This window comes from Enterobacter sp. RIT418 (genome assembly GCF_003057745.1).
Taxonomy (GTDB): domain Bacteria; phylum Pseudomonadota; class Gammaproteobacteria; order Enterobacterales; family Enterobacteriaceae; genus Enterobacter.
This window is the reverse complement of the sequence record NZ_QBJD02000011.1, coordinates 94,577-118,420: the sequence shown is the minus strand read 5'-3', so window position 1 is coordinate 118,420 and position 23,844 is coordinate 94,577. Positions and strand designations below refer to the sequence as shown.

Genomic DNA, 23,844 nt, shown 5'->3' with positions numbered 1-23,844 from the left:
TGTCTGATAAAAGAGTGAATGCTAATCTCGTTGCTCAAACGCTTTGGCATGGTTGTTGCCTGACGGGGACAGCCTGGACCAGAAGAAACATTGAGAGGAATGAATGACCAAAGAAATGCAAACTTTAGCTTTAGCCCCTGTTGGTAACCTGGAATCTTACATCCGGGCTGCGAACACCTGGCCGATGTTGACGGCCGAGGAAGAAAAGGAGCTTGCTGAAAAGCTGCATTACCAGGGCGATCTGGAAGCAGCTAAAACGCTGATCCTGTCTCACCTGCGCTTTGTTGTTCACGTTGCTCGTAATTACGCGGGCTACGGCCTGCCGCAGGCGGACCTGATTCAGGAAGGCAACATCGGCCTGATGAAGGCTGTACGTCGCTTTAACCCGGAAGTGGGTGTGCGACTGGTCTCCTTCGCCGTGCATTGGATCAAAGCGGAAATTCACGAATACGTACTGCGTAACTGGCGTATCGTGAAGGTCGCCACGACAAAAGCGCAACGCAAGCTGTTCTTCAACCTGCGTAAAACCAAGCAGCGTCTGGGCTGGTTCAATCAGGATGAAGTTGAAATGGTGGCGCGCGAGCTGGGCGTATCCAGCAAAGACGTCCGCGAGATGGAATCCCGCATGGCCGCGCAGGACATGACCTTTGACATGTCTTCCGATGACGATGCGTCCGACAGCCAGCCGATGGCACCGGTTCTGTATCTGCAGGATAAAACCTCTAACTTTGCCGACGGCATTGAAGAGGATAACTGGGAAGATCAGGCCGCGAACAAGCTGAGCTTCGCGATGGAAGGTCTCGACGAGCGTAGCCAGGATATTATCCGCGCCCGCTGGCTGGACGAAGACAACAAGTCCACGCTGCAGGAACTGGCCGACCGCTACGGCGTCTCCGCTGAGCGCGTGCGTCAGCTTGAGAAGAACGCGATGAAAAAACTTCGCGCCGCTATCGAAGCGTAATTTCCGCGAAGTACCCGATAACCCCTGGATGAGAATCCGGGGGTTTTGTTTTTTTAACGCCCGCTCTGGCGAATTGTCCCCCCCTGGCAAACACTTACTGATGCGCTACGCATGCGATCATCAGGGGGAGACCGTGAAGAATAACGAACTGAACGAGCGGCGCTTGCAGGCCACGCCGCGCGGCATTGGGGTGATGTGTAACTTCTATGCCGAGAAAGCCGAAAACGCCACCGTGTGGGACGTGGAAGGCAACGAGTACATCGATTTTGCCGCCGGGATCGCCGTTCTCAATACCGGCCACCGCCATCCCAAAATTATTGCCGCCATCGAAAAGCAGCTCCACGCCTTTACCCACACCGCATACCAGATTATCCCCTATGAGGGCTACGTCGCGCTGGCCGAGCGCATCAACGCCCGCGTGCCGGTTGACGGCCCCGCCAAAACGGCCTTCTTCTCCACCGGCGCGGAAGCCGTCGAAAACGCGGTGAAAATTGCCCGCGCGTACACCGGGCGCCCCGGGCTGATTACCTTCGGCGGCGCGTTCCACGGGCGCACGTTCATGACCATGGCGCTCACGGGGAAAGTTTCTCCGTATAAGCTCGGCTTCGGCCCGTTCCCCGGCTCGGTCTATCACGCCCAGTACCCGAACGCGCTGCACGGCGTCAGTTCGCAGGAAGCGATCAAAAGCGTAGAGCGTATCTTCAAGGCGGATATCTCGCCCGAGCAGGTGGCGGCGATCGTGCTTGAGCCCGTGCAGGGCGAGGGCGGGTTTAACGTCGCCCCGGCTGACTTTATGCAGGCGCTGCGCGCGCTGTGCGACACACACGGCATTCTGCTGATTGCCGACGAGGTGCAAACTGGCTTTGCGCGCACCGGCAAACTCTTCTCGATGGAAAACCACTGCGTGAAGCCGGACCTGATTACCATGGCGAAAAGCCTGGCGGGCGGGATGCCGCTCTCCGCGGTGTCCGGTCGGGCGGAGGTGATGGACGCCCCCGCGCCCGGCGGTCTAGGCGGCACCTACGCGGGGAACCCGCTGGCGATTGCCGCCGCGCACGCGGTGCTTGACGTGATTGACGAAGAAGATCTCTGCACGCGCGCGTCGCACCTTGGGCATCATCTGGTTGAAGTGCTGAATAAGGCCAAAGGCCAGTGCCCATATATCGCCGATATCCGCGCCCAGGGCTCGATGGTGGCAGTAGAATTTAACGATCCGCAAACCGGGCAGCCGTCGCCTGAGTTTACCCGCCAGGTGCAGGCGCGCGCGCTCCAGCAGGGGCTGATTCTGCTGAGCTGCGGCGTCTACGGCAACGTAATTCGCTTCCTCTATCCGCTCACCATTCCCGAAGCGCAGTTCCGCGAAGCGCTGGATATTATTTCTGCGGCGCTGACTCATTAAAGCCAAACGCCCGGCCATTACGGCGGCCGGGCTTAGCATATATACATTTCAAATTATCTATTCCAAAATCATAAAAATGGGGTATGTTTTAGCAGAGTATGCTGAAAAAGCGCGAACAGCACGCCTATAACTGAAATAAAGCGCTACACAACAACATCACAACAATCGTAATAACCATAATAATGGGGAATCTCAGGATGAATATGAAGGGTAAAGCGTTACTGGCAGGATGTATGGCGTTGGCATTCAGCTCCATGGCTCAGGCGGATATTAAAGTGGCCGTTGTGGGCGCGATGTCCGGCCCGGTAGCGCAGTACGGCGACCAGGAATTTACCGGCGCAGAGCAGGCGGTTGCCGACATTAATGCCAAGGGCGGCATCAAAGGCGAAAAGCTGCAGATCGTGAAATATGACGACGCGTGTGACCCGAAACAGGCGGTCGCGGTCGCGAACAAAGTGGTGAACGACGGCATCAAGTACGTTATCGGCCACCTGTGTTCTTCCTCTACTCAGCCAGCGTCTGACATCTACGAAGACGAAGGCATTCTGATGATCACTCCGGCTGCGACCGCGCCGGAACTGACCGCGCGCGGCTATAAGCTGATCCTGCGCACTACCGGCCTCGACTCCGATCAGGGCCCAACCGCCGCGAAATATATCGTTGAGAAAGTGAAGCCGAAGCGCATCGCGATTGTGCATGACAAACAGCAGTATGGCGAAGGCCTGGCGCGCTCCGTGCAGGACAACCTGAAGAAAGCCAACGCGGACATCGTGTTCTTTGACGGCATCACCGCCGGTGAAAAAGACTTCTCCACGCTGGTGGCGCGCCTGAAGAAAGAGAACATCGACTTCGTTTACTACGGCGGCTACCACCCGGAAATGGGTCAGATCCTGCGCCAGGCGCGCGCGGCCGGTCTGAAAACCCAGTTCATGGGACCGGAAGGCGTGGCTAACGTGTCCCTGTCCAACATCGCGGGTGAATCAGCCGAAGGCCTGCTGGTGACCAAGCCGAAGAACTACGACCAGGTGCCTGCGAACAAGCCGGTTGTTGATGCGATCAAGGCCAAGAAACAGGATCCAAGCGGCGCGTTCGTCTGGACCACCTACGCTGCGCTGCAGTCTCTGCAGGCGGGTCTGAACCAGTCAGCCGATCCGGCGGAAATTGCCACCTGGCTGAAGGCAAACAAGGTGGACACCGTGATGGGGCCGCTGTCCTGGGATGAGAAGGGCGATCTGAAGGGCTTCGAGTTCGGCGTGTTTGACTGGCATGCTAACGGCACGGCGACGGATGCCAAATAATATGGGTGCGGATTGATGCCCTCACCCTAACCCTCTCCCACAGGGAGAGGGGATAGTTCGGCGTTCTTCTTCCCCTTTGGGAGAGAGGGATTATTCGGTGTTCTCCCTCTCCCTGTGGGAGAGGGCCGGGGTGAGGGCATCAGTCCGCACAGATCAACCCTGCCGCTTCTCCCACCCATTCGCCTGCGCCGTAAATCCCAACGCCTGCATAAACGCGGCCATCACGCCGCGGTCTTCCACGCCCACGTCCGCCATCCACCAGGAAGTGACGCTCGGGTTTTCGCGGATCAGCTCTTCAATCAAATACTGTCCGACCCCGCGACGGCGGGTGACGTCGCGCACGCGCAGTGAATCCAGCGCCCCTTCTGTGCCGCTCAGCGTCACGCGAACGGCGGCCAGCAGGCGCTCGTTAAAGCGCGCGGCATAAATGCGGTGAGTTTCGTCAACGGCCAGCGACGAAGGAGAGTATTCCGGCCAGATTTTGCCCAGGTCGATACGATCCTGGTCGCTAAAGGTCACCAGACGCACGATAGTCAGTTTCATTAGCTGCGTGTCCAAATCAAAAAGAGTGCGGCCAGTGTACTCAATTTATTTGCTCAGGCGCTTTCTCTTTTTATTCCCATTTACCAGGTGATTAGTTTTTTGGCAGCGCGTTGCGCAGTTCGAAAACACATGGATCGAAAAATAAGCAGAATTTTAACCTGATGGGTAGTGATTTATTCGGCGCATTGTACCGTTATTTTATGCTGCAAACTGCGCTTTTATTTGTTTATCTCTGCCTGAATTCAGAATATTATCTTTGCTTAATCGCCTGAAAAATAGAGATATTAGTCTGGTTTTTGACAAAAAACCGCGCTAAACCATTAAAGGCACTGGTAAAAATAGCGTTGTTCATTAAAAGTACAGAATGCTTTTTAACCATAATAAAACAAAATATAAACATCACGTCACGAATGGGGATTCTGAAATGAAAAGGAACGCGAAGGCATTGATCGCGGGAATGGTTGCACTGGCGATTTCACAGTCTGCACTGGCTGATGACATCAAGGTTGCCGTGGTCGGCGCGATGTCCGGTCCGGTTGCCCAATGGGGCGATATGGAGTTCAACGGCGCGCGCCAGGCGATCAAAGACATCAACGCCAAGGGCGGCATCAAGGGCGACAAGCTGGTGGCGGTGGAATATGACGACGCCTGCGATCCGAAACAGGCCGTCGCGGTTGCCAACAAAATCGTCAATGACGGCATCCAGTACGTGATTGGCCACCTCTGCTCATCGTCCACGCAGCCCGCGTCCGATATCTATGAAGATGAAGGCATTCTGATGATCACCCCGGGCGCGACCAACCCGGAGCTGACCCAACGCGGCTACGCGCACATCATGCGTACCGCCGGCCTGGACTCCTCGCAGGGACCAACCGCCGCGAAGTACATCCTCGAGACCGTCAAGCCGCAGCGCATTGCCATTATTCATGACAAACAGCAGTACGGCGAAGGCCTGGCCCGCTCCGTGCAGGACGGCCTGAAAAAAGGCGGCGCGAACATCGTCTTCTTCGACGGCATCACCGCGGGCGAGAAAGACTTCTCGGCGCTGATTGCCCGTCTGCAAAAAGAGAACATCGACTTCGTTTACTACGGCGGCTACTACCCGGAAATGGGCCAGATGCTGCGCCAGGCGCGCGCCACCGGCCTGAAAACCCAGTTTATGGGGCCGGAAGGCGTGGGCAACGCCTCGCTGTCAAACATCGCGGGTAATGCCGCCGAGGGCATGCTGGTCACGATGCCAAAACGCTATGACCAGGATCCTGCGAACAAGGCTATCGTGGACGCGCTGAAGGCGCAGAAGAAAGATCCGAGCGGTCCGTACGTCTGGATCACCTACGCCGCCGTGCAGTCTCTGGCAACGGCAATGGACCGTACCGGCAGCAAAGAGCCGCTGGATCTGGTGAAAGATTTAAAAGCGCACGGGGCGAACACCGTGATTGGGCCGCTGAACTGGGATGAGAAAGGCGATCTGAAGGGATTTGAATTTGGTGTCTTTAAGTGGCACGCCGACGGATCTTCCTCGGCCGCCAAATAATCATCCCACCGCCCGGACCGCCGGGCGGGTTTAAAAAGGTTTGCATATGTCCGAGCAGTTTCTCTATTTCCTGCAGCAGATGTTTAACGGCGTCACGCTGGGAAGCACCTACGCGCTGATCGCCATCGGCTATACGATGGTTTACGGCATTATCGGCATGATCAACTTCGCCCACGGCGAGGTCTACATGATCGGCAGCTATGTCTCCTTTATGATTATCGCCGCGCTGATGATGATGGGCATCGACAGCAGCTGGCTGCTGGTTGCCGCCGGGTTCGTCGGCGCGATCGTGATCGCCAGCGCCTACGGCTGGAGCATCGAGCGCGTCGCCTACCGGCCCGTGCGCAGCTCCAAGCGCCTGATTGCGTTGATCTCCGCGATTGGGATGTCCATCTTCCTGCAAAACTACGTTAGTCTGACCGAAGGCTCGCGCGACGTGGCGCTGCCGAGCCTGTTCAACGGCCAGTGGATTGTGGGCGCGAGCGAAAACTTCTCCGCGTCGATTACCACCATGCAGCTGGTGATTTGGGTTGTCACCTTCCTGGCAATGCTCGCCCTGACCATTTTCATCCGCTACTCCCGCATGGGGCGCGCCTGCCGCGCCTGCGCGGAAGACCTGAAGATGGCGAGCCTGCTCGGCATCAACACCGACCGCGTGATTGCGCTGACCTTCGTGATCGGCGCGGCAATGGCGGCGGTCGCGGGCGTGCTGCTCGGCCAGTTCTACGGCGTGATTAACCCGTACATCGGCTTTATGGCCGGGATGAAGGCCTTCACCGCGGCGGTACTCGGCGGTATCGGCAGCATTCCGGGGGCGATGATCGGCGGGCTGATCCTGGGCGTGGCGGAAGCGCTCTCCTCGGCGTACCTGAGCACTGAATACAAAGACGTGGTGTCGTTTGCCCTGCTGATTCTGGTTCTGCTGGTAATGCCTACCGGTATTCTGGGCCGTCCGGAGGTAGAGAAAGTATGAAACCGATGCATTTTGCAATGGCGCTGCTCTCTGCCGCCATGTTCTTCGTGCTGGCGGGCGTCTTTATGGGCGTCCAGCTCGAGCTGAACGGCACTAAGCTGGTGGTCGATACTGCCCCTGACATCCGCTGGCAGTGGGTGTTTATCGGCACGGCGGTGGTGTTCCTGTTCCAGCTGCTGCGCCCGCTGTTCCAGAAAACGCTGAAAGGCGTCTCTGGGCCTAAATTCGTGCTGCCGGCTATCGACGGTTCAACCGTGAAGCAGAAGCTGTTCCTCGTGGCGCTGCTGGTGGCCGCCGTGGCGTGGCCGTTCGTGGTCTCGCGCGGGACGGTAGATATCGCCACCCTGACCATGATCTACGTGATTTTGGGCCTCGGCCTGAACGTGGTGGTCGGTCTTTCTGGCCTGCTGGTGCTCGGCTACGGCGGCTTCTACGCCATCGGGGCCTACACCTTCGCGCTGCTAAACCACTATTACGGCCTCGGCTTCTGGACCTGCCTGCCGCTGGCGGGGCTGGTTTCTGCCGCCGCGGGCTTCCTGCTCGGCTTCCCGGTGCTGCGCCTGCGCGGCGACTATCTGGCGATTGTGACCTTAGGGTTCGGCGAAATCGTGCGTATCCTGCTGCTTAACAACACCGAAGTGACCGGCGGACCGAACGGCATCAGCCAGATCCCGAAACCGACCTTCTTCGGCCTGGAGTTCAGCCGAACCGCCCGCGAAGGCGGCTGGGACACCTTCAGCAACTTCTTTGGCATCAAGTACGACCCGTCCGACCGCGTGATTTGGCTCTACCTGGTGGCGTTGCTGCTGGTGGTGATAACCCTGTTCGTGATTAACCGCCTGCTGCGCATGCCGCTGGGCCGCGCGTGGGAAGCGCTGCGCGAGGATGAGATCGCCTGCCGCTCCCTGGGCCTGAACCCGACCCGCATCAAGCTGACCGCATTCACCATCAGCGCCGCGTTTGCGGGCTTTGCCGGAACGCTGTTTGCCGCGCGCCAGGGCTTCGTCAGCCCGGAATCGTTCACCTTTGCCGAGTCTGCCTTCGTGCTGGCGATTGTGGTGCTGGGCGGGATGGGCTCGCAGTTCGCCGTTATTCTTGCGGCGATCCTGCTGGTGGTCTCCCGCGAGCTGATGCGCGACTTTAACGAATACAGCATGCTGATGCTGGGCGGCCTGATGGTGCTGATGATGATCTGGCGTCCGCAGGGCCTGCTGCCGATGACCCGTCCGCAGCTGAAGCTTAAAGATGCGGAAGTAAAAGGAGAGCAGGCATGAGTCAGCCATTATTATCCGTAAACGGCCTGATGATGCGTTTTGGCGGCCTGCTGGCGGTCAACAACGTCTCTCTGGATCTGCACAAGAAAGAGATCGTCTCCCTGATCGGCCCGAACGGCGCGGGGAAAACCACGGTGTTCAACTGCCTGACCGGCTTCTACAAGCCGACGGGCGGCACTATTATGCTGCGCGACCAGCACCTTGAAGGGCTGTCGGGCCAGCAGATCGCCCGCATGGGCGTGGTGCGAACGTTCCAGCATGTGCGTCTGTTCCGCGAGATGACGGTGATTGAAAACCTGCTGGTGGCGCAGCATCAGCAGCTCAAAACGGGCGTCTTCTCCGGCCTGCTGAAAACCCCGGCGTTTCGCCGCGCGCAGGAGGAAGCGCTGGACCGCGCCGCCACCTGGCTCGACCGCATCGGCCTGCTTCAGCACGCTAACCGCCAGGCCAGCAACCTGGCCTACGGCGACCAGCGCCGTCTGGAGATCGTGCGCTGCATGGTGACGCAACCGGAAATTCTGATGCTCGACGAACCGGCGGCGGGCCTCAACCCGAAAGAGACCAAGGAGCTGGACGAGCTGATCGCCGAGCTGCGCGATCGTCACGACACCACCATCCTGCTGATTGAGCACGACATGAAGCTGGTGATGGGCATTTCCGACCGTATCTACGTGGTAAACCAGGGCACGCCGCTGGCCAACGGCACGCCGGAAGCGATCCGCAACAACCCGGACGTGATCCGCGCATACCTGGGTGAGGCATAAGATGGAAAAAGCGATGTTAACGTTTGACAAGGTCAACGCGCACTACGGCAAGATCCAGGCGCTGCACGACGTCAGCCTGCATATCAACCAGGGGGAAATCGTCACCCTGATTGGCGCCAACGGCGCGGGCAAAACCACGCTGCTCGGCACCCTGTGCGGCGATCCGCGCGCGTCCAGCGGGCGGATTGTGTTTGATGGCAAAGACATTACCGACTGGCAGACCGCCAAAATCATGCGCGAAGCGGTGGCGATTGTGCCGGAAGGGCGGCGCGTATTTTCCCGCATGACGGTGGAAGAGAACCTGGCGATGGGCGGCTTCTTCGCCCACCGCGACGAGTTTCAGACCCGCATCAAGTGGGTATATGAACTCTTCCCGCGCCTGTGGGAGCGCCGCATCCAGCGGGCGGGCACTATGTCCGGCGGCGAGCAGCAGATGCTGGCGATTGGCCGCGCGCTGATGAGCCAGCCGCGCCTGCTGCTGCTGGACGAGCCGTCGCTCGGCCTTGCGCCGATCATTATCCAGCAGATTTTCGACACCATCGAACAGCTGCGCAAAGAGGGGATGACCATCTTCCTCGTTGAGCAAAACGCCAACCAGGCGCTGAAGCTCGCCGACCGCGGCTACGTGCTGGAAAACGGTCGCGTGGTGCTTGAGGATACCGGTGACGCGCTGCTGGCGAACGAGGCGGTGCGGAGTGCGTATTTAGGCGGATAGGTAAAAGCAAAAAGGCAACGTAAGTTGCCTTTTTTAGTGTTTTCTCCCTCTCCCTGTGGGAGAGGGCCGGGGTGAGGGCACCAGACCGCACGAGGTAAAAGCAAAAAGGCAACACACGTTGCCTTTTTTAGTGTTTTCTCCCTCTCCCTGTGGGAGAGGGCCGGGATGAGGGCACCAGACCGCACGAGGTAAAAGCAAAAAGGCAACACACGTTGCCTTTTTTAGTGTTTTCTCCCTCTCCCCGTGGGAGAGGGCCGGGGTGAGGGCACCAGACCGCACCGATCCCCCTTCACACAACCATCATCCCCCTGACGCCTGGCTGTCACTTATCTGCAAACAAACGGTTATTTTTCTGTCATTCGAGCATGTCATGTTACCTCGCGAGCATAAAACGCGTGATATCGCGCATCCCGGCATAATAAGAGAGATGACAATGACATCGTTACGACACACGGCTTTAGGTCTGGCAATCGGTCTGGCTTTTGCGACAAACGCAATGGCCGTTACCACCATTCCGTTCTGGCATTCCATGGAAGGGGAGTTGGGTAAAGAGGTTGACTCCCTGGCGCAGCGTTTCAACGACGCTCATCCGGATTACAAAATTGTGCCGGTGTACAAAGGCAACTACGAGCAGAGCCTGAGCGCGGGCATCGCCGCCTTCCGTACCGGCAACGCGCCTGCCCTGTTACAGGTTTACGAAGTGGGTACCGCCACTATGATGGCCTCCAAAGCCATCAAGCCGGTCTACGAAGTGTTCAAAGACGCGGGCATCAGCTTCGATGAGTCCCAGTTCGTGCCGACCGTCTCCGGCTACTACACCGATTCCAAAACCGGCCACCTGCTGTCGCAGCCGTTTAACAGCTCCACGCCGGTGCTGTACTACAACAAAGACGCCTTCAAAAAAGCCGGTTTAGATCCGGAGCAGCCGCCAAAAACCTGGCAGGATCTCGCCGAGTACACGGCGAAGCTGAAAACGGCGGGGATGAAGTGCGGCTACGCCAGCGGCTGGCAGGGCTGGATCCAGATTGAAAACTTCAGCGCCTGGCACGGCCTGCCGGTTGCCACCAAAAATAACGGCTTCGACGGCACCGACGCGGTTCTGGAGTTCAACAAGCCGGAGCAGGTGAAGCACATCGCGCTGCTTGCCGATCTGAACAAGAAGGGCGACTTCAGCTACTTTGGCCGTAAAGATGAATCCACCGAGAAGTTCTACAACGGCGACTGCGCCATTACCACCGCCTCCTCCGGCTCGCTGGCGGACATCCGTCACTACGCCAAATTCAACTACGGCGTGGGCATGATGCCGTACGACGCAGACGTGAAGGGCGCGCCGCAGAACGCCATCATCGGCGGGGCGAGCCTGTGGGTGATGCAGGGCAAAGATAAAGGCACCTACAAGGGCGTGGCCGAGTTCCTCGACTTCCTGGCGAAGCCTGAGATTGCCGCCGAATGGCACCAGAAGACCGGCTACCTGCCGATCACCAAAGCCGCATACGACCTGACCCGCGAGCAGGGCTTCTACAGCAAAAACCCGGGCGCGGATATCGCGACGCGTCAAATGCTGAACAAGCCGCCGTTGCCGTTCACCAAGGGCCTGCGCCTGGGCAACATGCCGCAGATCCGCACCGTCGTGGATGAAGAGCTGGAAAGCGTCTGGACCGGCAAGAAAACCCCGCAGCAGGCGCTGGACTCCGCGGTTGAGCGCGGGAATCAGCTGCTGCGCCGCTTTGAGCAGTCGACGAAATCGTAATTAAAACTAATCCCCCTCACCCCGGCCCTCTCCCCATAGGGGAGAGGGTGTAATCGTTCCCTCTCCCCTATGGGGAGAGGGCTAGGGTGAGGGGTGAATACCTACAGAGCTAACCTATGTCATCATCCCGTCCGGTGTTCCGCTCCCGCTGGCTACCCTATCTGCTGGTCGCGCCGCAGCTGGTCATCACCGTTATTTTCTTCATCTGGCCCGCGGGCGAAGCGCTGTGGTACTCGATGCAAAGCATCGATCCGTTCGGGCTGTCCAGCCAGTTTGTTGGCCTGGACAACTTCACCGCGCTGTTCCATGACAGCTACTACCTGGATTCCTTCTGGACGACGATCAAATTCAGCGCCTTGGTCACGGTCAGCGGTCTTGTCGCGTCTCTGTTTTTCGCCGCGCTGGTGGATTACGTGGTGCGCGGCAGCCGCCTGTATCAAACCCTGATGCTGCTGCCCTATGCCGTCGCGCCCGCCGTTGCTGCCGTGCTGTGGATCTTCCTGTTTAACCCGGGGCGCGGGCTGATCACCCATTTCCTGGCCGAATTCGGCTACGACTGGAACCACGCGCAGAACAGCGGTCAGGCGATGTTTCTCGTGGTGTTCGCCTCGGTGTGGAAGCAGATCAGCTACAACTTCCTGTTCTTCTTCGCCGCGCTGCAGTCCATCCCGCGCTCGCTGGTGGAAGCCGCCGCCATTGACGGCGCTGGGCCGATTCGTCGCTTCTTCAGATTATCGCTGCCGCTGATCGCCCCGGTGAGCTTCTTCCTGCTGGTGGTCAACCTCGTGTACGCCTTCTTCGACACCTTCCCGGTGATCGACGCGGCGACCGCTGGCGGCCCGGTGCAGGCGACCACGACGCTGATCTATAAGATCTACCGCGAAGGTTTTGCTGGCCTGGATCTTTCGGCCTCCGCCGCGCAGTCCGTCGTGCTGATGTTCCTCGTCATCATCCTCACGGTGGTGCAGTTCCGCTACGTTGAAAGTAAGGTGCGTTACCAATGATTGAGAACCGTCCCGGGCTGACGATTTTCAGCCACACCCTGCTGATTCTGGGGATTATCGTCATTCTGTTTCCGCTGTACGTGGCCTTTGTCGCCGCCACGCTGGACACCAAAGCGGTGTTCGATACGCCGATGGCGCTGATCCCAGGCGGGCACCTTTTCGAAAACATGAAAACCATCTGGACCCAGGGCGTGGGTGCCAACAGCGCGCCGTTCTGGCTGATGATGCTCAACAGCTTCATCATGGCGTTCTGCATCACCGTCGGCAAAATCACGGTGTCGATGCTCTCGGCCTTCGCCATCGTCTGGTTCCGCTTTCCGCTGCGCAACCTGTTCTTCTGGATGATCTTCATTACCCTGATGCTGCCGGTGGAAGTGCGTATTTTCCCGACGGTGGAGGTTATCGCTAACCTGAAGATGCTGGACAGCTACGCGGGCTTAACCCTGCCGCTGATGGCTTCGGCGACCGCCACCTTCCTGTTCCGCCAGTTCTTTATGACCCTGCCGGACGAGCTGATTGAAGCCGCGCGCATCGACGGCGCGTCGCCGATGCGCTTCTTCCGCGACATCGTGCTGCCGCTGTCGAAAACCAACCTCGCGGCGCTGTTTGTGATCACCTTTATCTACGGCTGGAACCAGTACCTGTGGCCGCTGCTGATTGTTCAGGACGTCAACCTCGGCACCGCCGTGGCGGGCATCAAAGGCATGATCGCCACCGGCGAAGGCACCACCCTCTGGAACCAGGTGATGGCGGCGATGCTGCTTACCCTCATCCCACCCGTAGTCATTGTTTTAGCCATGCAGCGCGCGTTTGTCCGCGGCCTGGTCGATAGCGAGAAATAAGATGGCAGGTTTAAAACTTCAGGCAGTAACCAAAAGCTGGGATGGCAAAACCCAGGTGATTCAGCCGCTGACGCTCGACGTGGCGGACGGCGAGTTTATCGTGATGGTCGGCCCGTCCGGCTGCGGCAAATCCACGCTGCTGCGCATGGTGGCGGGGCTGGAGCGCGTCACCTCCGGCGATATCTGGATCGATCGCCAGCGCGTCACCGAGATGGAGCCGAAAGATCGCGGTATCGCGATGGTGTTCCAGAACTACGCGCTCTATCCGCACATGAGCGTGGAAGAGAACATGGCCTGGGGGCTGAAAATCCGCGGCATGGGCAAAGGCCATATCGAGGAGCGCGTGAAGGAGGCGGCCCGCATTCTCGAGCTGGACGATCTGCTCAAGCGCCGCCCGCGCGAACTCTCCGGCGGCCAGCGCCAGCGCGTGGCGATGGGGCGCGCCATCGTGCGCGATCCGGCGGTGTTTCTGTTCGACGAGCCGCTCTCTAACCTCGACGCCAAGCTGCGCGTGCAGATGCGCCTCGAATTGCAGCAGCTTCATCGTCGCCTGAAAACGACGTCGCTGTACGTGACGCACGATCAGGTGGAGGCCATGACCCTCGCCCAGCGCGTGATGGTGATGAACAAAGGCGTCGCCGAGCAGATCGGCACCCCGGTTGAGGTGTACGAAAAGCCGGCCAGCCGCTTCGTGGCGAGCTTCATCGGCAGCCCGGCGATGAACCTGCTGGACGGGCGCATCAGCACCGCGGGCACGCACTTTGAGCTGGAAAGCGGGATGGCATTGCCCATCAGCTGGTACTATCGTGGCTACGCAGGGCGTAAAATGACGCTCGGCATTCGCCCGGAGCACATTGGCCTGACCTCTCAGGCGGACGGCGGCGTGCCGCTGGTGATGGACACGCTGGAGATGCTCGGGGCAGACAACCTGGCGCACGGGCGCTGGGGCGAACAAAAAATGGTGGTGCGCCTGGCCCATCAGGCGCGCCCGAAAGCAGGCAGCACGCTGTGGCTGCACCTGCCGGAAAATCACCTGCACTTTTTTGACGGTGAAACAGGACAACGCATATGAGCAACTGGCCTTACCCCCACGTCGTCGCCCACCGCGGCGGCGGCAAGCTGGCCCCGGAAAACACCCTGGCGGCCATCGACACGGGGGCGCGCTTCGGTCATACGATGATCGAGTTTGACGCTAAGCTATCGAAAGATGGCGAAATATTTTTGCTGCACGACGACAACCTTGAGCGCACGAGCAACGGCTGGGGCGTGGCGGGAGAGCTGCCGTGGCGCGATCTGCTGAAGGTGGACGCCGGAAGCTGGTTCAGCGGCGAGTTCAAAGGCGAGCCGCTGCCGCTGCTGGCGGAAGTCGCCGATCGCTGTCGCCAGCATGGCATGATGGCTAACATTGAAATCAAACCGACGACCGGGACGGGGCCGCTGACCGGCAAAGCGATTGCCCTCGCCGCGCGCGAGCTGTGGCAGGGGATGACCGCGCCGCTGCTGTCATCGTTCGAGATTGATGCGCTGGAGGCCGCGCAGGCCGCCGTGCCGGAACTGCCGCGCGGGCTGCTGCTGGACGAGTGGCGCGAAGACTGGCGCGAACTGACGACCCGCTTAGGCTGCGTGTCGATACACCTCAACCACCGCCTGCTGGACGAGGCGCGCGTGAAGAGGCTGAAGGATGCGGGCCTGCATATCCTGGTGTATACCGTCAACAGGCCCCAGCGGGCAGCCGAGCTGCTGCGCTGGGGCGTGGACAGCATCTGTACCGATGCGATTGACCGGATTGGCCCGAACTTTAGTTCTGCGGATTATTGAGCATACTGCCGTTCGACGGCGGCGTAAGCATGTGCTGCTGGCCGCCGTTTAGCGTGCTTCCTCCGCCGAGCATCCCGCCGTTTTTATTCTGCAGCGGCTGCTCGCGCATCTGACCCTGCTGAACGCGCTGCGTGTTGGCATTCATCTGGTTTTGCAGGTTCTGCTGCTGCATCTGGGTCTGCGTTCTTAGCTGCTGGTTCAGCATCCCTTTTTGCTGCTGCTGTTGGCTCATCATCTCCGTCTGCATGCGCTGCTGGCTCGGAATGACGTAGCCCGGCTGGTTCGGGTTGTTGAGGGTATTAATCGGCTGTGCGAGCGCGGCGAACGGGAGCAGCGCCGTCAGAATCACTATGCGTTTCATGGTTGTTTCCTCCTGTGAGGCCTCACTTAAGTTTACTCTGATTTCGCCATGACGATGATTTTTTAAGAGTTGTGAACCAGGCTTAAGCGGGGAATATGGACCCCTTCACCTGGAGAACAATAATGATGAAACCAACGTTTTTGCGCTGGGTCGCGCTCGCCGCGCTGATGGCAGGCGGCACGTTTAGCGTGGCGGCAAACCCGCCCGCCGCTCCGCCGGTGTCGTATGGCGTGGAGGAAGACGTTTTCCATCCCGTTCGCGCGACGCACGGGATGGTGGCCTCGGTGGACGCGCTGGCAACGCAAGTGGGCGTCGATATTCTCAGGCAGGGCGGCAACGCGGTGGATGCGGCCGTCGCGGTCGGCTATGCGCTGGCGGTGACGCACCCGCAGGCGGGCAACCTGGGCGGCGGCGGCTTTATGATGCTGCGCACCAAAGACGGCAAAACCACCGCCATTGACTTCCGCGAAATGGCGCCTAATCAGGCGTCGCGCGATATGTTCCTCGACGACCAGGGCAACCCGGACAGCAAAAAATCCCTCACCTCACATTTGGCAAGCGGCACGCCGGGCACCGTTGCGGGCTTCTCGCTGGCGCTGGAAAAATACGGCACGATGCCGCTCAACAAGGTGGTGCAGCCCGCGATTGCGCTGGCGCGCGACGGCTTCGTGGTGAACGATGCCCTGGCGGACGATCTCAAAACCTACGGCAGCGAAGTCATTCCGAATCATGAAAACAGCAAGGCCATCTTCTGGAAAGAGGGCGAGCCGCTGAAGAAGGGCGATAAGCTGGTGCAGAAGAACCTGGCGAAAAGCCTGGAGCTGATTGCCGAGAACGGCCCGGACGCGTTCTATAAGGGAGCGATTGCTGACCAGATTGCTGAAGAGATGCAGAAGAACGGCGGGCTCATCACCAAAGCGGACCTGGCGGAATACAAGGCGGTGGAGCGCGAGCCGATTAGCGGCACCTATCGCGGCTACGAGGTCTTCTCCATGCCGCCGCCGTCCTCCGGCGGGATCCACATCGTGCAGATCCTCAACATTCTTGAAAACTTCGATATGCACAAGTTTGGCTTCGGCAGCGCCGACGCGATGCAGGTGATGGCCGAAGCGGAAAAGCGCGCCTACGCAGACCGTTCGGAATATCTCGGCGATCCGGACTTCGTGAAGGTGCCGTGGCAGGCGCTGACCAACAAAGCCTATGCCAAATCCATTGCCGACGAAATCGACATCAACAAGGCCAAGCCGTCGAGCGAGATCCGCCCCGGCAAGCTGGCCCCATACGAGAGCAATCAGACCACGCATTTCTCCGTCGTGGATAAAGACGGCAACGCGGTGGCGGTGACCTATACGCTTAACACCACCTTCGGCACCGGCATCGTCGCGGGGAACAGCGGCATTCTGCTCAACAACGAGATGGATGACTTCTCTGCTAAACCGGGCGTACCGAACGTTTACGGGCTGGTGGGCGGCGATGCCAACGCGGTCGGGCCGAAGAAGCGCCCGCTGTCGTCTATGTCGCCGACCATCGTGGTGAAAGACGGTAAAACGTGGCTGGTGACCGGTAGCCCAGGCGGCAGCCGGATTATCACTACCGTGCTGCAGATGGTGGTCAACAGCATCGATTTTGGGATGAACGTCGCTGAAGCAACCAACGCGCCGCGCTTCCACCACCAGTGGCTGCCGGACGAGCTGCGCGTCGAGAAGGGCTTTAGCCCGGACACCATCAAACTGCTGGAGCAGCGCGGGCAGAAGGTCGCGGTAAAAGAGGCGATGGGCAGCACGCAGAGCATTATGGTCGGGCCGGACGGCGCGCTGTTTGGCGCATCGGACCCGCGATCGGTAGATGATTTGACGGCGGGGTACTGATTTTTGTACCCCTCACCCTAACCCTCTCCCCATGGGGGAGAGGGGATTGCACGGTGCGATTTTTCCCCTCGCCCCTTTGGGGAGAGGGCCGGGTGAGGGGGAAACAGACTACTTCATTCTCGCCATATAATACGCATCCACATACTCGCCGTTGCGCAGGGCGTAGCGCTTGCCGGTGCCTTCAATTTCGAACCCGTACTTTTTGTACACGGCTATCGCCGGTTCGTTATCCACAAACACCGTGAGTTCGATGCGCTCGACGCGAAGCCAGTTGTCACACATGTCTATCATGGTGCGCATCAGGGCGCTGGCGACGCCCCGGTTGTGCCACTCTGCGCCCACACAAATACCAAAATCGGCTACGTGGCTTCGGCGAGGGCGCTGGGCGACATCAATAGTGAGATGTCCAACCACGGTATCGTCAATGCAGGCAACCAGCTGTTTGATACCCTGCTGGTCGCCTAGCCGCATCTGCCACATTTCGAACGAAGGATGAGGAACCTGTAGGGTATTGTGGTACACCTCCGGCTGGGCGTGAATCTGACGAATTGCGTCGATATCTTTCTGTTCAGCGTGGCGTATCACTATCTCACTCATTCCTTCATCCTCGGTCAGTTAAAAGTCCCTTCCAACATCAATGACTTTAAAATGTGCGTCAACTGCTAATTTTTGCAAAAAGTATTGGACAAGTGCGAATGAGAATGATTATTATTGCTTTGCATTCAGGAAGACCGCTACGGGAACCTGAAAGCACGACATTGCTCACATTGCTTCCAGTATTACTTTAGCCAGCGTCTCGCTGGCTTTTTTTTGTCCTTTTTCTCCCTTTCCCCGTGGGAGAGGGCTGGGGTGAGGGCAAAACTTGCGCTATGGTAAAACCCAGTAACCTTAAAAAAGGACTGACACCATGCCCCTACACTGCGCATTTATTGGATTTGGCAAAAGCACCACCCGTTACCACCTTCCGTATGTTCTCCACCGCAAAGATACCTGGCACGTCGCCCATATTTACCGCCGCAGCGCGAAGCCGGAAGAGCAGTCGCCTCAGTATTCCAACATTCATTTCACCAGCGATCTCGATGAGGTGTTAAACGATCCGCAGGTCAAGCTGGTGGTCGTCTGCACCCACGCTGACAGCCATTTTGACTACGCGAAGCGCGCGCTTGAAGCGGGCAAAAACGTGCTGGTGGAAAAACCGTTTACGCCGACCATCGCCGAAGCGAAGGAACTGTTTGCGCTGGCAAAAAGCAAAGGGCTGAACGTCACGCCGTACCAAAACCGCCGCTTTGACAGCTGCTTCCTGACGGCGAAAAAGGTGATTGAAAGCGGCAAGCTGGGTGAGATCGTGGAAATTGAAAGCCATTTCGATTACTACCGTCCGGTCGCGGAAACCAAGCCGGGCCTGCCGCAGGACGGCTCGTTCTACGGCCTCGGCGTCCACACCATGGACCAAATCATCTCCCTGTTTGGCCGCCCGGACCACGCCGCGTACGACATCCGCAGCCTGCGCAACAAGGCCAATCCGGACGACACCTTTGAAGCGCAGCTGTTTTACGGCGATCTCAAGGCCATCGTCAAAACCAGCCACCTGGTCAAAATCGACTACCCGAAATTCATCGTTCACGGCACCAAAGGCTCGTTTATCAAGTACGGCATCGACCAGCAGGAGACGAGCCTGAAGGCTAATATCATGCCGGGCGAGCCGGGCTTCGCGGCGGACGATTCCGTGGGCGTGCTGGAGTACGTCAACGATGAAGGCGTGACGGTGAAAGAGGAAATGGCGCCTGAACCCGGCGACTATGGCCGCGTCTACGATGCGCTGTACGAGACGCTCGCCAGCGGCGCGCCGAATTACGTCAAGGAATCTGACGTTCTCACCAACCTTGAGCTGCTTGAACGCGCCTTCGAGCAGGCATCTCCTGCCACGATAACCCTCGCGAAATAAGCCGAAAAGACTCTTCTGTACTCGTTCAAATATTTTGTACAGAGGAGTCAATTTTCACCCTCTATGATCCCAGGGCGTTTGCGTCCACACTTACTCCATCGAAACGAACTGAGGGTGGAAACAATGATCTACTTACGCAAAGCAAACGAACGTGGTCACGCGAATCATGGCTGGCTGGACTCATGGCATTCATTCTCGTTTGCTGATTATTATGACCCGAACTTTATGGGCTTCTCCGCGCTGCGCGTCATTAACGATGACGTGATTGATGCAGGCCAGGGCTTCGGCACTCACCCGCACAAAGACATGGAAATCCTGACCTATGTGCTCGAAGGTGCCGTGGCGCACAAAGACAGCATGGGTAACGAAGAGCAGGTTCCGGCCGGTGAGTTCCAGATTATGAGCGCGGGCACCGGGGTGCGTCACTCCGAGTACAACCCGAGCAAAACGGAAAAACTGCACCTGTATCAAATCTGGATCATTCCAGAAGAGACCGGCATCACGCCGCGCTACGAACAGCGCCGCTTCGACGCCAAACAGGGCAAACAGCTGGTGCTGTCCCCGGATGCGCGTGAAGGTTCCCTGAAGGTGTATCAGGATATGGAGCTGTACCGCTGGGCGCTGGCGAAAGACGAGCAGTCCGTATACCAGATTGCCGCCAACCGCCGCGTGTGGATCCAGGTGGTTAAAGGCGACGTGACCATTAACGGCACCAAAGCAACCACCGCCGATGGTCTGGCCATCTGGGACGAGCAGGCGATCTCCGTTCACGCCGATGGCGAAAGCGAAATTCTGCTGTTCGATCTGCCGCCGGTGTAATAAATCATAAATAAATGCCCAACCTTCCCTCCGACAGGGGAAGGTTGGGCTTTGTCCGTGATAAACTGAGCAAATCTCTCTCTTCAAGATTTCTCAGGACGATGAAAAAGAAACGCCCCGTACTTCAGGATGTCGCCGATCGCGTTGGTGTGACCAAAATGACGGTCAGCCGCTTCATACGTAACCCGGAGCAGGTTTCCGTGGCGCTGCGTGGCAAAATTGCCGCGGCTCTTGATGAACTGGGCTATATCCCCAACCGCGCGCCCGATATTCTCTCCAATGCGACCAGCCGCGCGGTCGGCGTTTTGCTGCCTTCCTTAACCAACCAGGTGTTCGCCGAAGTGCTTCGCGGCATTGAAAGCGTGACCGACGCGTTTGGCTATCAGACCATGCTCGCGCACTACGGGTACAAGCCGGAACTCGAAGAGGAACGTCTGGAATCGATGCTTTCCTGGAACATCGACGGCCTGATTTTAACTGAACGTACCCACACGCCGCGCACCCTGAAGATGATTGAAGTGGCCGGTATTCCGGTGGTGGAGCTGATGGACAGCCAGTCGCCGTGTCTCGACATTGCCGTTGGGTTCGATAACTTCGAAGCCGCGCGGCAGATGACGGCGGCAATTATCGCCCGCGGCCATCGCCATGTGGCTTACCTTGGCGCACGTCTGGATGAACGTACTATCATCAAACAGAAGGGATACGAGCAGGCGATGCTCGACGCGGGATTAACGCCGTACAGCGTGATGGTGGAGCAATCTTCCTCCTACACCTCCGGCATTGAGCTGATGCGTCAGGCGCGACGCGAGTATCCGCAACTGGACGGTATCTTCTGCACCAACGATGACCTTGCGGTGGGCGCCGCGTTCGAATGCCAGCGCCTGGGGCTGAAAATCCCAGACGATATGGCGATTGCCGGTTTCCACGGCCACGATATTGGCCAGGTGATGGAGCCGCGCCTGGCGAGCGTGCTGACCCCGCGCGAGCGCATGGGGCGGATTGGTGCAGAACGCCTGCTGGCGCGTATTCGCGGTGAGTTAGTTACCCCTAAAATGTTAGATTTAGGTTTCACCTTGTCACCGGGTGGATCAATTTAGTCTGACAAATTTGAACCAGGTCACACTTATTCACTTCGCGCACGTTTGGATATTGCTTCTCTAAAGTCCCGGCAGGACAATGTTACCGATAACTGTTACCCGTAACAATTGACTGAGGGACACCCTTTGAGCACGACTAATCACGATCACCACGTTTACGTCCTGATGGGCGTCTCCGGTAGCGGTAAATCTGCCGTGGCGAGCGAAGTGGCGCATCAGCTGCACGCTGCGTTTCTTGACGGCGACTTCCTCCATCCGCGCAGCAACATCATGAAAATGGCCTCCGGCGAGCCGCTGAACGACGACGATCGCAAGCCGTGGCTGCAGGCGCTGAACGATGCCGCATTCGCCATGCAGCGCACCAACAAAGTGTCGCTGATCGTGTGCTCCGCGCTGAAAAAAACCTACCGCGACCTGCTGCGCGACGGCAACCCAAACCTCTCTTTCATCTATTTGAAAGGTGATTTTGAGGTGATTGAAAGCCGCCTGAAGGCGCGGAAAGGCCACTTCTTCAAAACCCAGATGCTGGTCACGCAGTTTGAAGCGCTGCAGGAGCCGGGCGCGGACGAGCAGGACGTATTGGTGGTTGATATCGATCAATCGCTGGAAGGTGTTGTGGCAAGCACCATCGAGGTCATTAACAAAAGGCAGTAAGTTTTGAGTACATTAACGCTTGTTTTGACGGCAGTTGGCTCCGTTTTGCTGCTGCTGTTTTTAGTGATGAAAGCGCGTATGCACGCTTTCGTTGCTTTGATGGTGGTGTCTATTGGCGCTGGCCTTTTCTCCGGCATGCCGCTCGATAAAATCGCGGCGACGATGGAAAAAGGGATGGGCGGCACGCTGGGCTTCCTGGCGATTGTGGTCGCGCTGGGCGCGATGTTTGGCAAGATTTTGCACGAGACGGGCGCGGTCGATCAGATCGCCGTCAAGATGCTGAAATCCTTCGGCCACAGCCGCGCGCACTATGCGATTGGCCTGGCAGGCCTGATCTGCGCGCTGCCGCTGTTCTTTGAGGTGGCCGTTGTGCTGCTGATTAGCGTGGCCTTCTCGATGGCGCGCCACACCGGCACTAACCTCGTGAAGCTGGTCATTCCGCTGTTTGCGGGCGTGGCGGCGGCGGCGGCGTTTCTGCTGCCGGGGCCCGCGCCGATGCTGCTGGCCTCCCAGATGCACGCCGACTTCGGCTGGATGATCCTGATTGGCCTGTGCGCCGCGATCCCGGGGATGATTATCGCCGGGCCGCTGTGGGGCAACTTCATCAGCCGCTACGTTGAGCTGCACATTCCGGACGACATCACCGAGCCGCACCTGGGCGAAGGCAAAATGCCGTCCTTCGGCTTCAGCCTGTCGCTGATCCTGCTGCCGCTGGTGCTGGTGGGCCTGAAAACCATCGCCGCGCGCTTTGTGCCGGAAGGCTCTACCGCCTACGAATGGTTTGAGTTTATCGGCCACCCGTTCACCGCGATCCTGGTGGCGTGTCTGGTCGCGATTTACGGCCTGGCGATGCGTCAGGGGATGGCAAAAGACCGCGTGATGGAGATCTGCGGCGCGGCGCTGCAGCCTGCGGGCATTATCCTGCTGGTGATCGGTGCCGGTGGCGTGTTCAAGCAGGTGCTGGTGGATTCCGGCGTCGGTCCGGCGCTGGGCGAAGCGCTGACGGGGATGGGCCTGCCGATTGCGGTAACCTGCTTCGTGCTGGCCGCGGCGGTGCGTATCATTCAGGGCTCCGCGACCGTAGCGTGCTTAACCGCCGTGGGGCTGGTGATGCCGGTGATTGAACAGCTGAACTACTCCGGCGCGCAGATGGCGGCACTCTCCATCTGCATCGCGGGCGGCTCGATTGTGGTGTCCCACGTGAACGACGCGGGCTTCTGGCTGTTCGGTAAATTTACCGGCGCGACCGAAGCGCAAACCCTGAAAACCTGGACGCTGATGGAAACCATCCTCGGCACCACGGGTGCGATTGTCGGGATGATTGCGTTTTCGCTGCTGAGCTAACGTTGGTTTTCTCCCTCTCCCTGTGGGAGAGAGAAGGTTAAAATCTGCACCGAACAGTCCCCTCTCCCTGAGGGAGAGGGTTAGGGTGAGGGGGAATTGTGCTGTCTGGTGCCCTCACCCCCGGCCCTCTCCCACGGGGAGAGGGTGCAAACATCAAAAAGGCAACTCGCGTTGCCTTTTGCATTTACCTTGCTAACCCTTCATCCACGCCCGAATCCCGTCCAGGAACATCTGCGTCGCCATCATCACCAGTATCAATCCCATTAACCGCTCCAGCGCGTTTACCCCTTTCTCGCCCAGCAGGCGCAGGAACAGCGACGACTGCAGCAGAATGATAAACGTCCCGCCCCAGGCAATCAGCAGGGCAATCACCAGGTGGCTCATCTGATTCGGGTACTGATGCGACAGCAGCATCAGCGTCGCCAGAATCGTCGGCCCGGCAACCAGCGGGATCGCCAGCGGCACGATGAACGGCTCTTCGCCCGCGGGCAGGCCGCTGCTGCTGCCCTCCGCGCTCGGGAAAATCATCTTTATCGCGATCAGGAACAGAATGATCCCGCCGGAAATCGAGACCGTTTCCGCACGCAGGTTGAGGAAGGCCAAAATCTTCTCGCCCGCAAACAGGAAGATAAACATCACCAGCAGCGCGATAAGCAGCTCGCGGATCATGATCGCCCGACGGCGCTTCGGCTCGGTGTGCTTCAGCACCGACATGAAGATGGGCAGATTGCCGAGCGGATCCATAATAAGGATCAATAAAACGGCCGCCGAAATGATCTCACTCATGGTTAATTATCCCTGAATATTTGTATGGTTATTCGTATGATTAGCTGCTTTTCTGATTGCAGGGCAATCATCGATTAATTTCGCTTGCGACTTTG

23 protein-coding genes are annotated in these 23,844 nt (G+C 58.6%); 19 read left to right on the top strand and 4 right to left on the bottom strand.

What is annotated here, in order from left to right; genetic code table 11:
• Positions 1 to 103: 103 nt before the first annotated feature.
• The 3 genes from rpoH to livJ all read left to right on the top strand — a co-directional run bounded on the left by rpoH (position 104) and on the right by livJ (position 3,658).
• Positions 104 to 961 carry an RNA polymerase sigma factor RpoH gene (gene rpoH / locus DBY73_RS14610; RefSeq protein ID WP_006177943.1) on the top strand — a complete coding sequence of 286 codons (858 nt, stop codon included), beginning with the start codon at positions 104 to 106 and terminating at the stop codon, positions 959 to 961.
• A gap of 133 nt (positions 962 to 1,094) precedes the next feature.
• Entirely contained in the window at positions 1,095 to 2,360 is a 1,266-nt protein-coding gene (locus DBY73_RS14605; protein ID WP_112011856.1) for a 4-aminobutyrate--2-oxoglutarate transaminase, read from the top strand.
• 197 nt (positions 2,361 to 2,557) lie between these two features.
• The gene (livJ, locus tag DBY73_RS14600) at positions 2,558 to 3,658 is read left to right on the top strand and encodes a branched chain amino acid ABC transporter substrate-binding protein LivJ (protein WP_146745777.1); all 1,101 of its coding nucleotides are present in this window, start codon (positions 2,558 to 2,560) and stop codon (positions 3,656 to 3,658) included.
• 153 nt (positions 3,659 to 3,811) lie between these two features.
• On the opposite strand, the gene panM is transcribed toward livJ, so the two are convergent.
• Positions 3,812 to 4,201, bottom strand: coding sequence for an aspartate 1-decarboxylase autocleavage activator PanM (gene panM, locus DBY73_RS14595; protein ID WP_112011820.1), 390 nt, complete (start codon positions 4,199 to 4,201; stop codon positions 3,812 to 3,814).
• A gap of 424 nt (positions 4,202 to 4,625) precedes the next feature.
• Between panM and livK the strand changes: the two genes are divergently transcribed.
• The 10 genes from livK to ugpQ all read left to right on the top strand — a co-directional run bounded on the left by livK (position 4,626) and on the right by ugpQ (position 14,875).
• A complete protein-coding gene (gene livK / locus DBY73_RS14590) occupies positions 4,626 to 5,735 on the top strand; it encodes a high-affinity branched-chain amino acid ABC transporter substrate-binding protein LivK (protein ID WP_112011819.1) in 1,110 nt (369 codons plus the stop codon).
• A gap of 46 nt (positions 5,736 to 5,781) precedes the next feature.
• Positions 5,782 to 6,708, top strand: a complete 927-nt coding sequence (gene livH, locus DBY73_RS14585) for a high-affinity branched-chain amino acid ABC transporter permease LivH (protein ID WP_010436488.1) — start codon at positions 5,782 to 5,784, stop codon at positions 6,706 to 6,708.
• Positions 6,705 to 7,982 carry a high-affinity branched-chain amino acid ABC transporter permease LivM gene (locus tag DBY73_RS14580; RefSeq protein ID WP_112011818.1) on the top strand — a complete coding sequence of 426 codons (1,278 nt, stop codon included), beginning with the start codon at positions 6,705 to 6,707 and terminating at the stop codon, positions 7,980 to 7,982. The genes livH and DBY73_RS14580 overlap by 4 nt, the downstream gene beginning before the upstream one ends.
• On the top strand, positions 7,979 to 8,746 hold the full coding sequence (gene livG / locus DBY73_RS14575; RefSeq protein ID WP_112011817.1) for a high-affinity branched-chain amino acid ABC transporter ATP-binding protein LivG: 768 nt from the start codon (positions 7,979 to 7,981) through the stop codon (positions 8,744 to 8,746). Before DBY73_RS14580 ends, livG begins: the two co-directional genes overlap by 4 nt.
• Position 8,747: 1 nt before the next feature.
• Positions 8,748 to 9,461, top strand: a complete 714-nt coding sequence (livF, locus tag DBY73_RS14570) for a high-affinity branched-chain amino acid ABC transporter ATP-binding protein LivF (RefSeq protein ID WP_112011816.1) — start codon at positions 8,748 to 8,750, stop codon at positions 9,459 to 9,461.
• Between the two features lie 433 nt (positions 9,462 to 9,894).
• On the top strand, positions 9,895 to 11,211 hold the full coding sequence (gene ugpB / locus DBY73_RS14565; RefSeq protein WP_112011815.1) for a sn-glycerol-3-phosphate ABC transporter substrate-binding protein UgpB: 1,317 nt from the start codon (positions 9,895 to 9,897) through the stop codon (positions 11,209 to 11,211).
• 116 nt (positions 11,212 to 11,327) lie between these two features.
• Positions 11,328 to 12,215: a sn-glycerol-3-phosphate ABC transporter permease UgpA gene (gene ugpA, locus DBY73_RS14560; RefSeq protein WP_112011814.1), complete on the top strand. Its 888-nt coding sequence runs from the start codon at positions 11,328 to 11,330 to the stop codon at positions 12,213 to 12,215.
• Entirely contained in the window at positions 12,212 to 13,057 is an 846-nt protein-coding gene (gene ugpE / locus DBY73_RS14555) for a sn-glycerol-3-phosphate ABC transporter permease UgpE (protein ID WP_112011813.1), read from the top strand. Before ugpA ends, ugpE begins: the two co-directional genes overlap by 4 nt.
• A 1-nt stretch (position 13,058) precedes the next feature.
• Entirely contained in the window at positions 13,059 to 14,129 is a 1,071-nt protein-coding gene (locus DBY73_RS14550; protein WP_112011812.1) for a sn-glycerol-3-phosphate import ATP-binding protein UgpC, read from the top strand.
• Positions 14,126 to 14,875, top strand: a complete 750-nt coding sequence (ugpQ, locus tag DBY73_RS14545) for a glycerophosphodiester phosphodiesterase (RefSeq protein WP_112011811.1) — start codon at positions 14,126 to 14,128, stop codon at positions 14,873 to 14,875. The genes DBY73_RS14550 and ugpQ overlap by 4 nt, the downstream gene beginning before the upstream one ends.
• On the opposite strand, the gene DBY73_RS14540 is transcribed toward ugpQ, so the two are convergent.
• Complete coding sequence (locus DBY73_RS14540) at positions 14,856 to 15,236, bottom strand: DUF2756 family protein (protein WP_112011810.1); 381 nt, start codon at positions 15,234 to 15,236, stop codon at positions 14,856 to 14,858. The two genes, ugpQ and DBY73_RS14540, sit on opposite strands and share 20 nt — an antisense overlap.
• 125 nt (positions 15,237 to 15,361) lie before the next feature.
• On the opposite strand from DBY73_RS14540, the gene ggt reads away from it, so the two are divergent.
• Positions 15,362 to 17,104 carry a gamma-glutamyltransferase gene (gene ggt / locus DBY73_RS14535; protein ID WP_112011855.1) on the top strand — a complete coding sequence of 581 codons (1,743 nt, stop codon included), beginning with the start codon at positions 15,362 to 15,364 and terminating at the stop codon, positions 17,102 to 17,104.
• Positions 17,105 to 17,212: 108 nt separating this feature from the next.
• Here the strand turns inward: ggt and yhhY are convergent, their stop codons facing one another.
• Positions 17,213 to 17,701 (bottom strand): N-acetyltransferase, encoded by a 489-nt coding sequence (yhhY, locus tag DBY73_RS14530; protein WP_112011809.1) that lies wholly within the window; start codon positions 17,699 to 17,701, stop codon positions 17,213 to 17,215.
• A gap of 310 nt (positions 17,702 to 18,011) precedes the next feature.
• Between yhhY and DBY73_RS14525 the strand changes: the two genes are divergently transcribed.
• The 5 genes from DBY73_RS14525 to gntU all read left to right on the top strand — a co-directional run bounded on the left by DBY73_RS14525 (position 18,012) and on the right by gntU (position 22,963).
• Positions 18,012 to 19,049, top strand: a complete 1,038-nt coding sequence (locus DBY73_RS14525; RefSeq protein WP_112011808.1) for an oxidoreductase — start codon at positions 18,012 to 18,014, stop codon at positions 19,047 to 19,049.
• Between the two features lie 123 nt (positions 19,050 to 19,172).
• Entirely contained in the window at positions 19,173 to 19,868 is a 696-nt protein-coding gene (locus tag DBY73_RS14520; RefSeq protein ID WP_112011807.1) for a pirin family protein, read from the top strand.
• A gap of 101 nt (positions 19,869 to 19,969) precedes the next feature.
• Positions 19,970 to 20,965: a gluconate operon transcriptional repressor GntR gene (gene gntR / locus DBY73_RS14515; protein ID WP_112011806.1), complete on the top strand. Its 996-nt coding sequence runs from the start codon at positions 19,970 to 19,972 to the stop codon at positions 20,963 to 20,965.
• Between the two features lie 126 nt (positions 20,966 to 21,091).
• Positions 21,092 to 21,619, top strand: a complete 528-nt coding sequence (gene gntK, locus DBY73_RS14510) for a gluconokinase (protein WP_112011805.1) — start codon at positions 21,092 to 21,094, stop codon at positions 21,617 to 21,619.
• Positions 21,620 to 21,622: 3 nt separating this feature from the next.
• Positions 21,623 to 22,963, top strand: coding sequence for a gluconate transporter (gene gntU / locus DBY73_RS14505; RefSeq protein WP_112011804.1), 1,341 nt, complete (start codon positions 21,623 to 21,625; stop codon positions 22,961 to 22,963).
• Between the two features lie 192 nt (positions 22,964 to 23,155).
• Here the strand turns inward: gntU and yhgN are convergent, their stop codons facing one another.
• Positions 23,156 to 23,749 (bottom strand): NAAT family transporter YhgN, encoded by a 594-nt coding sequence (gene yhgN, locus DBY73_RS14500; RefSeq protein ID WP_003861574.1) that lies wholly within the window; start codon positions 23,747 to 23,749, stop codon positions 23,156 to 23,158.
• Between the last annotated feature and the right edge of the window lie 95 nt (positions 23,750 to 23,844).

Excerpts from the sequence above, each read along its gene's own strand:
- rpoH (WP_006177943.1), top strand. The coding sequence starts at position 104 with ATGACCAAAGAAATGCAAACTTTAGCTTTAGCCCCTGTTGGTAACCTG.
- livJ (WP_146745777.1), top strand. The coding sequence starts at position 2,558 with ATGAATATGAAGGGTAAAGCGTTACTGGCAGGATGTATGGCGTTGGCA.
- panM (WP_112011820.1), bottom strand. The coding sequence starts at position 4,201 with ATGAAACTGACTATCGTGCGTCTGGTGACCTTTAGCGACCAGGATCGT.
- livK (WP_112011819.1), top strand. The coding sequence starts at position 4,626 with ATGAAAAGGAACGCGAAGGCATTGATCGCGGGAATGGTTGCACTGGCG.
- livH (WP_010436488.1), top strand. The coding sequence starts at position 5,782 with ATGTCCGAGCAGTTTCTCTATTTCCTGCAGCAGATGTTTAACGGCGTC.
- DBY73_RS14580 (WP_112011818.1), top strand. The coding sequence starts at position 6,705 with ATGAAACCGATGCATTTTGCAATGGCGCTGCTCTCTGCCGCCATGTTC.
- livG (WP_112011817.1), top strand. The coding sequence starts at position 7,979 with ATGAGTCAGCCATTATTATCCGTAAACGGCCTGATGATGCGTTTTGGC.
- livF (WP_112011816.1), top strand. The coding sequence starts at position 8,748 with ATGGAAAAAGCGATGTTAACGTTTGACAAGGTCAACGCGCACTACGGC.
- ugpB (WP_112011815.1), top strand. The coding sequence starts at position 9,895 with ATGACATCGTTACGACACACGGCTTTAGGTCTGGCAATCGGTCTGGCT.
- ugpA (WP_112011814.1), top strand. The coding sequence starts at position 11,328 with ATGTCATCATCCCGTCCGGTGTTCCGCTCCCGCTGGCTACCCTATCTG.
- ugpE (WP_112011813.1), top strand. The coding sequence starts at position 12,212 with ATGATTGAGAACCGTCCCGGGCTGACGATTTTCAGCCACACCCTGCTG.
- DBY73_RS14550 (WP_112011812.1), top strand. The coding sequence starts at position 13,059 with ATGGCAGGTTTAAAACTTCAGGCAGTAACCAAAAGCTGGGATGGCAAA.
- ugpQ (WP_112011811.1), top strand. The coding sequence starts at position 14,126 with ATGAGCAACTGGCCTTACCCCCACGTCGTCGCCCACCGCGGCGGCGGC.
- DBY73_RS14540 (WP_112011810.1), bottom strand. The coding sequence starts at position 15,236 with ATGAAACGCATAGTGATTCTGACGGCGCTGCTCCCGTTCGCCGCGCTC.
- ggt (WP_112011855.1), top strand. The coding sequence starts at position 15,362 with ATGAAACCAACGTTTTTGCGCTGGGTCGCGCTCGCCGCGCTGATGGCA.
- yhhY (WP_112011809.1), bottom strand. The coding sequence starts at position 17,701 with ATGAGTGAGATAGTGATACGCCACGCTGAACAGAAAGATATCGACGCA.
- DBY73_RS14525 (WP_112011808.1), top strand. The coding sequence starts at position 18,012 with ATGCCCCTACACTGCGCATTTATTGGATTTGGCAAAAGCACCACCCGT.
- DBY73_RS14520 (WP_112011807.1), top strand. The coding sequence starts at position 19,173 with ATGATCTACTTACGCAAAGCAAACGAACGTGGTCACGCGAATCATGGC.
- gntR (WP_112011806.1), top strand. The coding sequence starts at position 19,970 with ATGAAAAAGAAACGCCCCGTACTTCAGGATGTCGCCGATCGCGTTGGT.
- yhgN (WP_003861574.1), bottom strand. The coding sequence starts at position 23,749 with ATGAGTGAGATCATTTCGGCGGCCGTTTTATTGATCCTTATTATGGAT.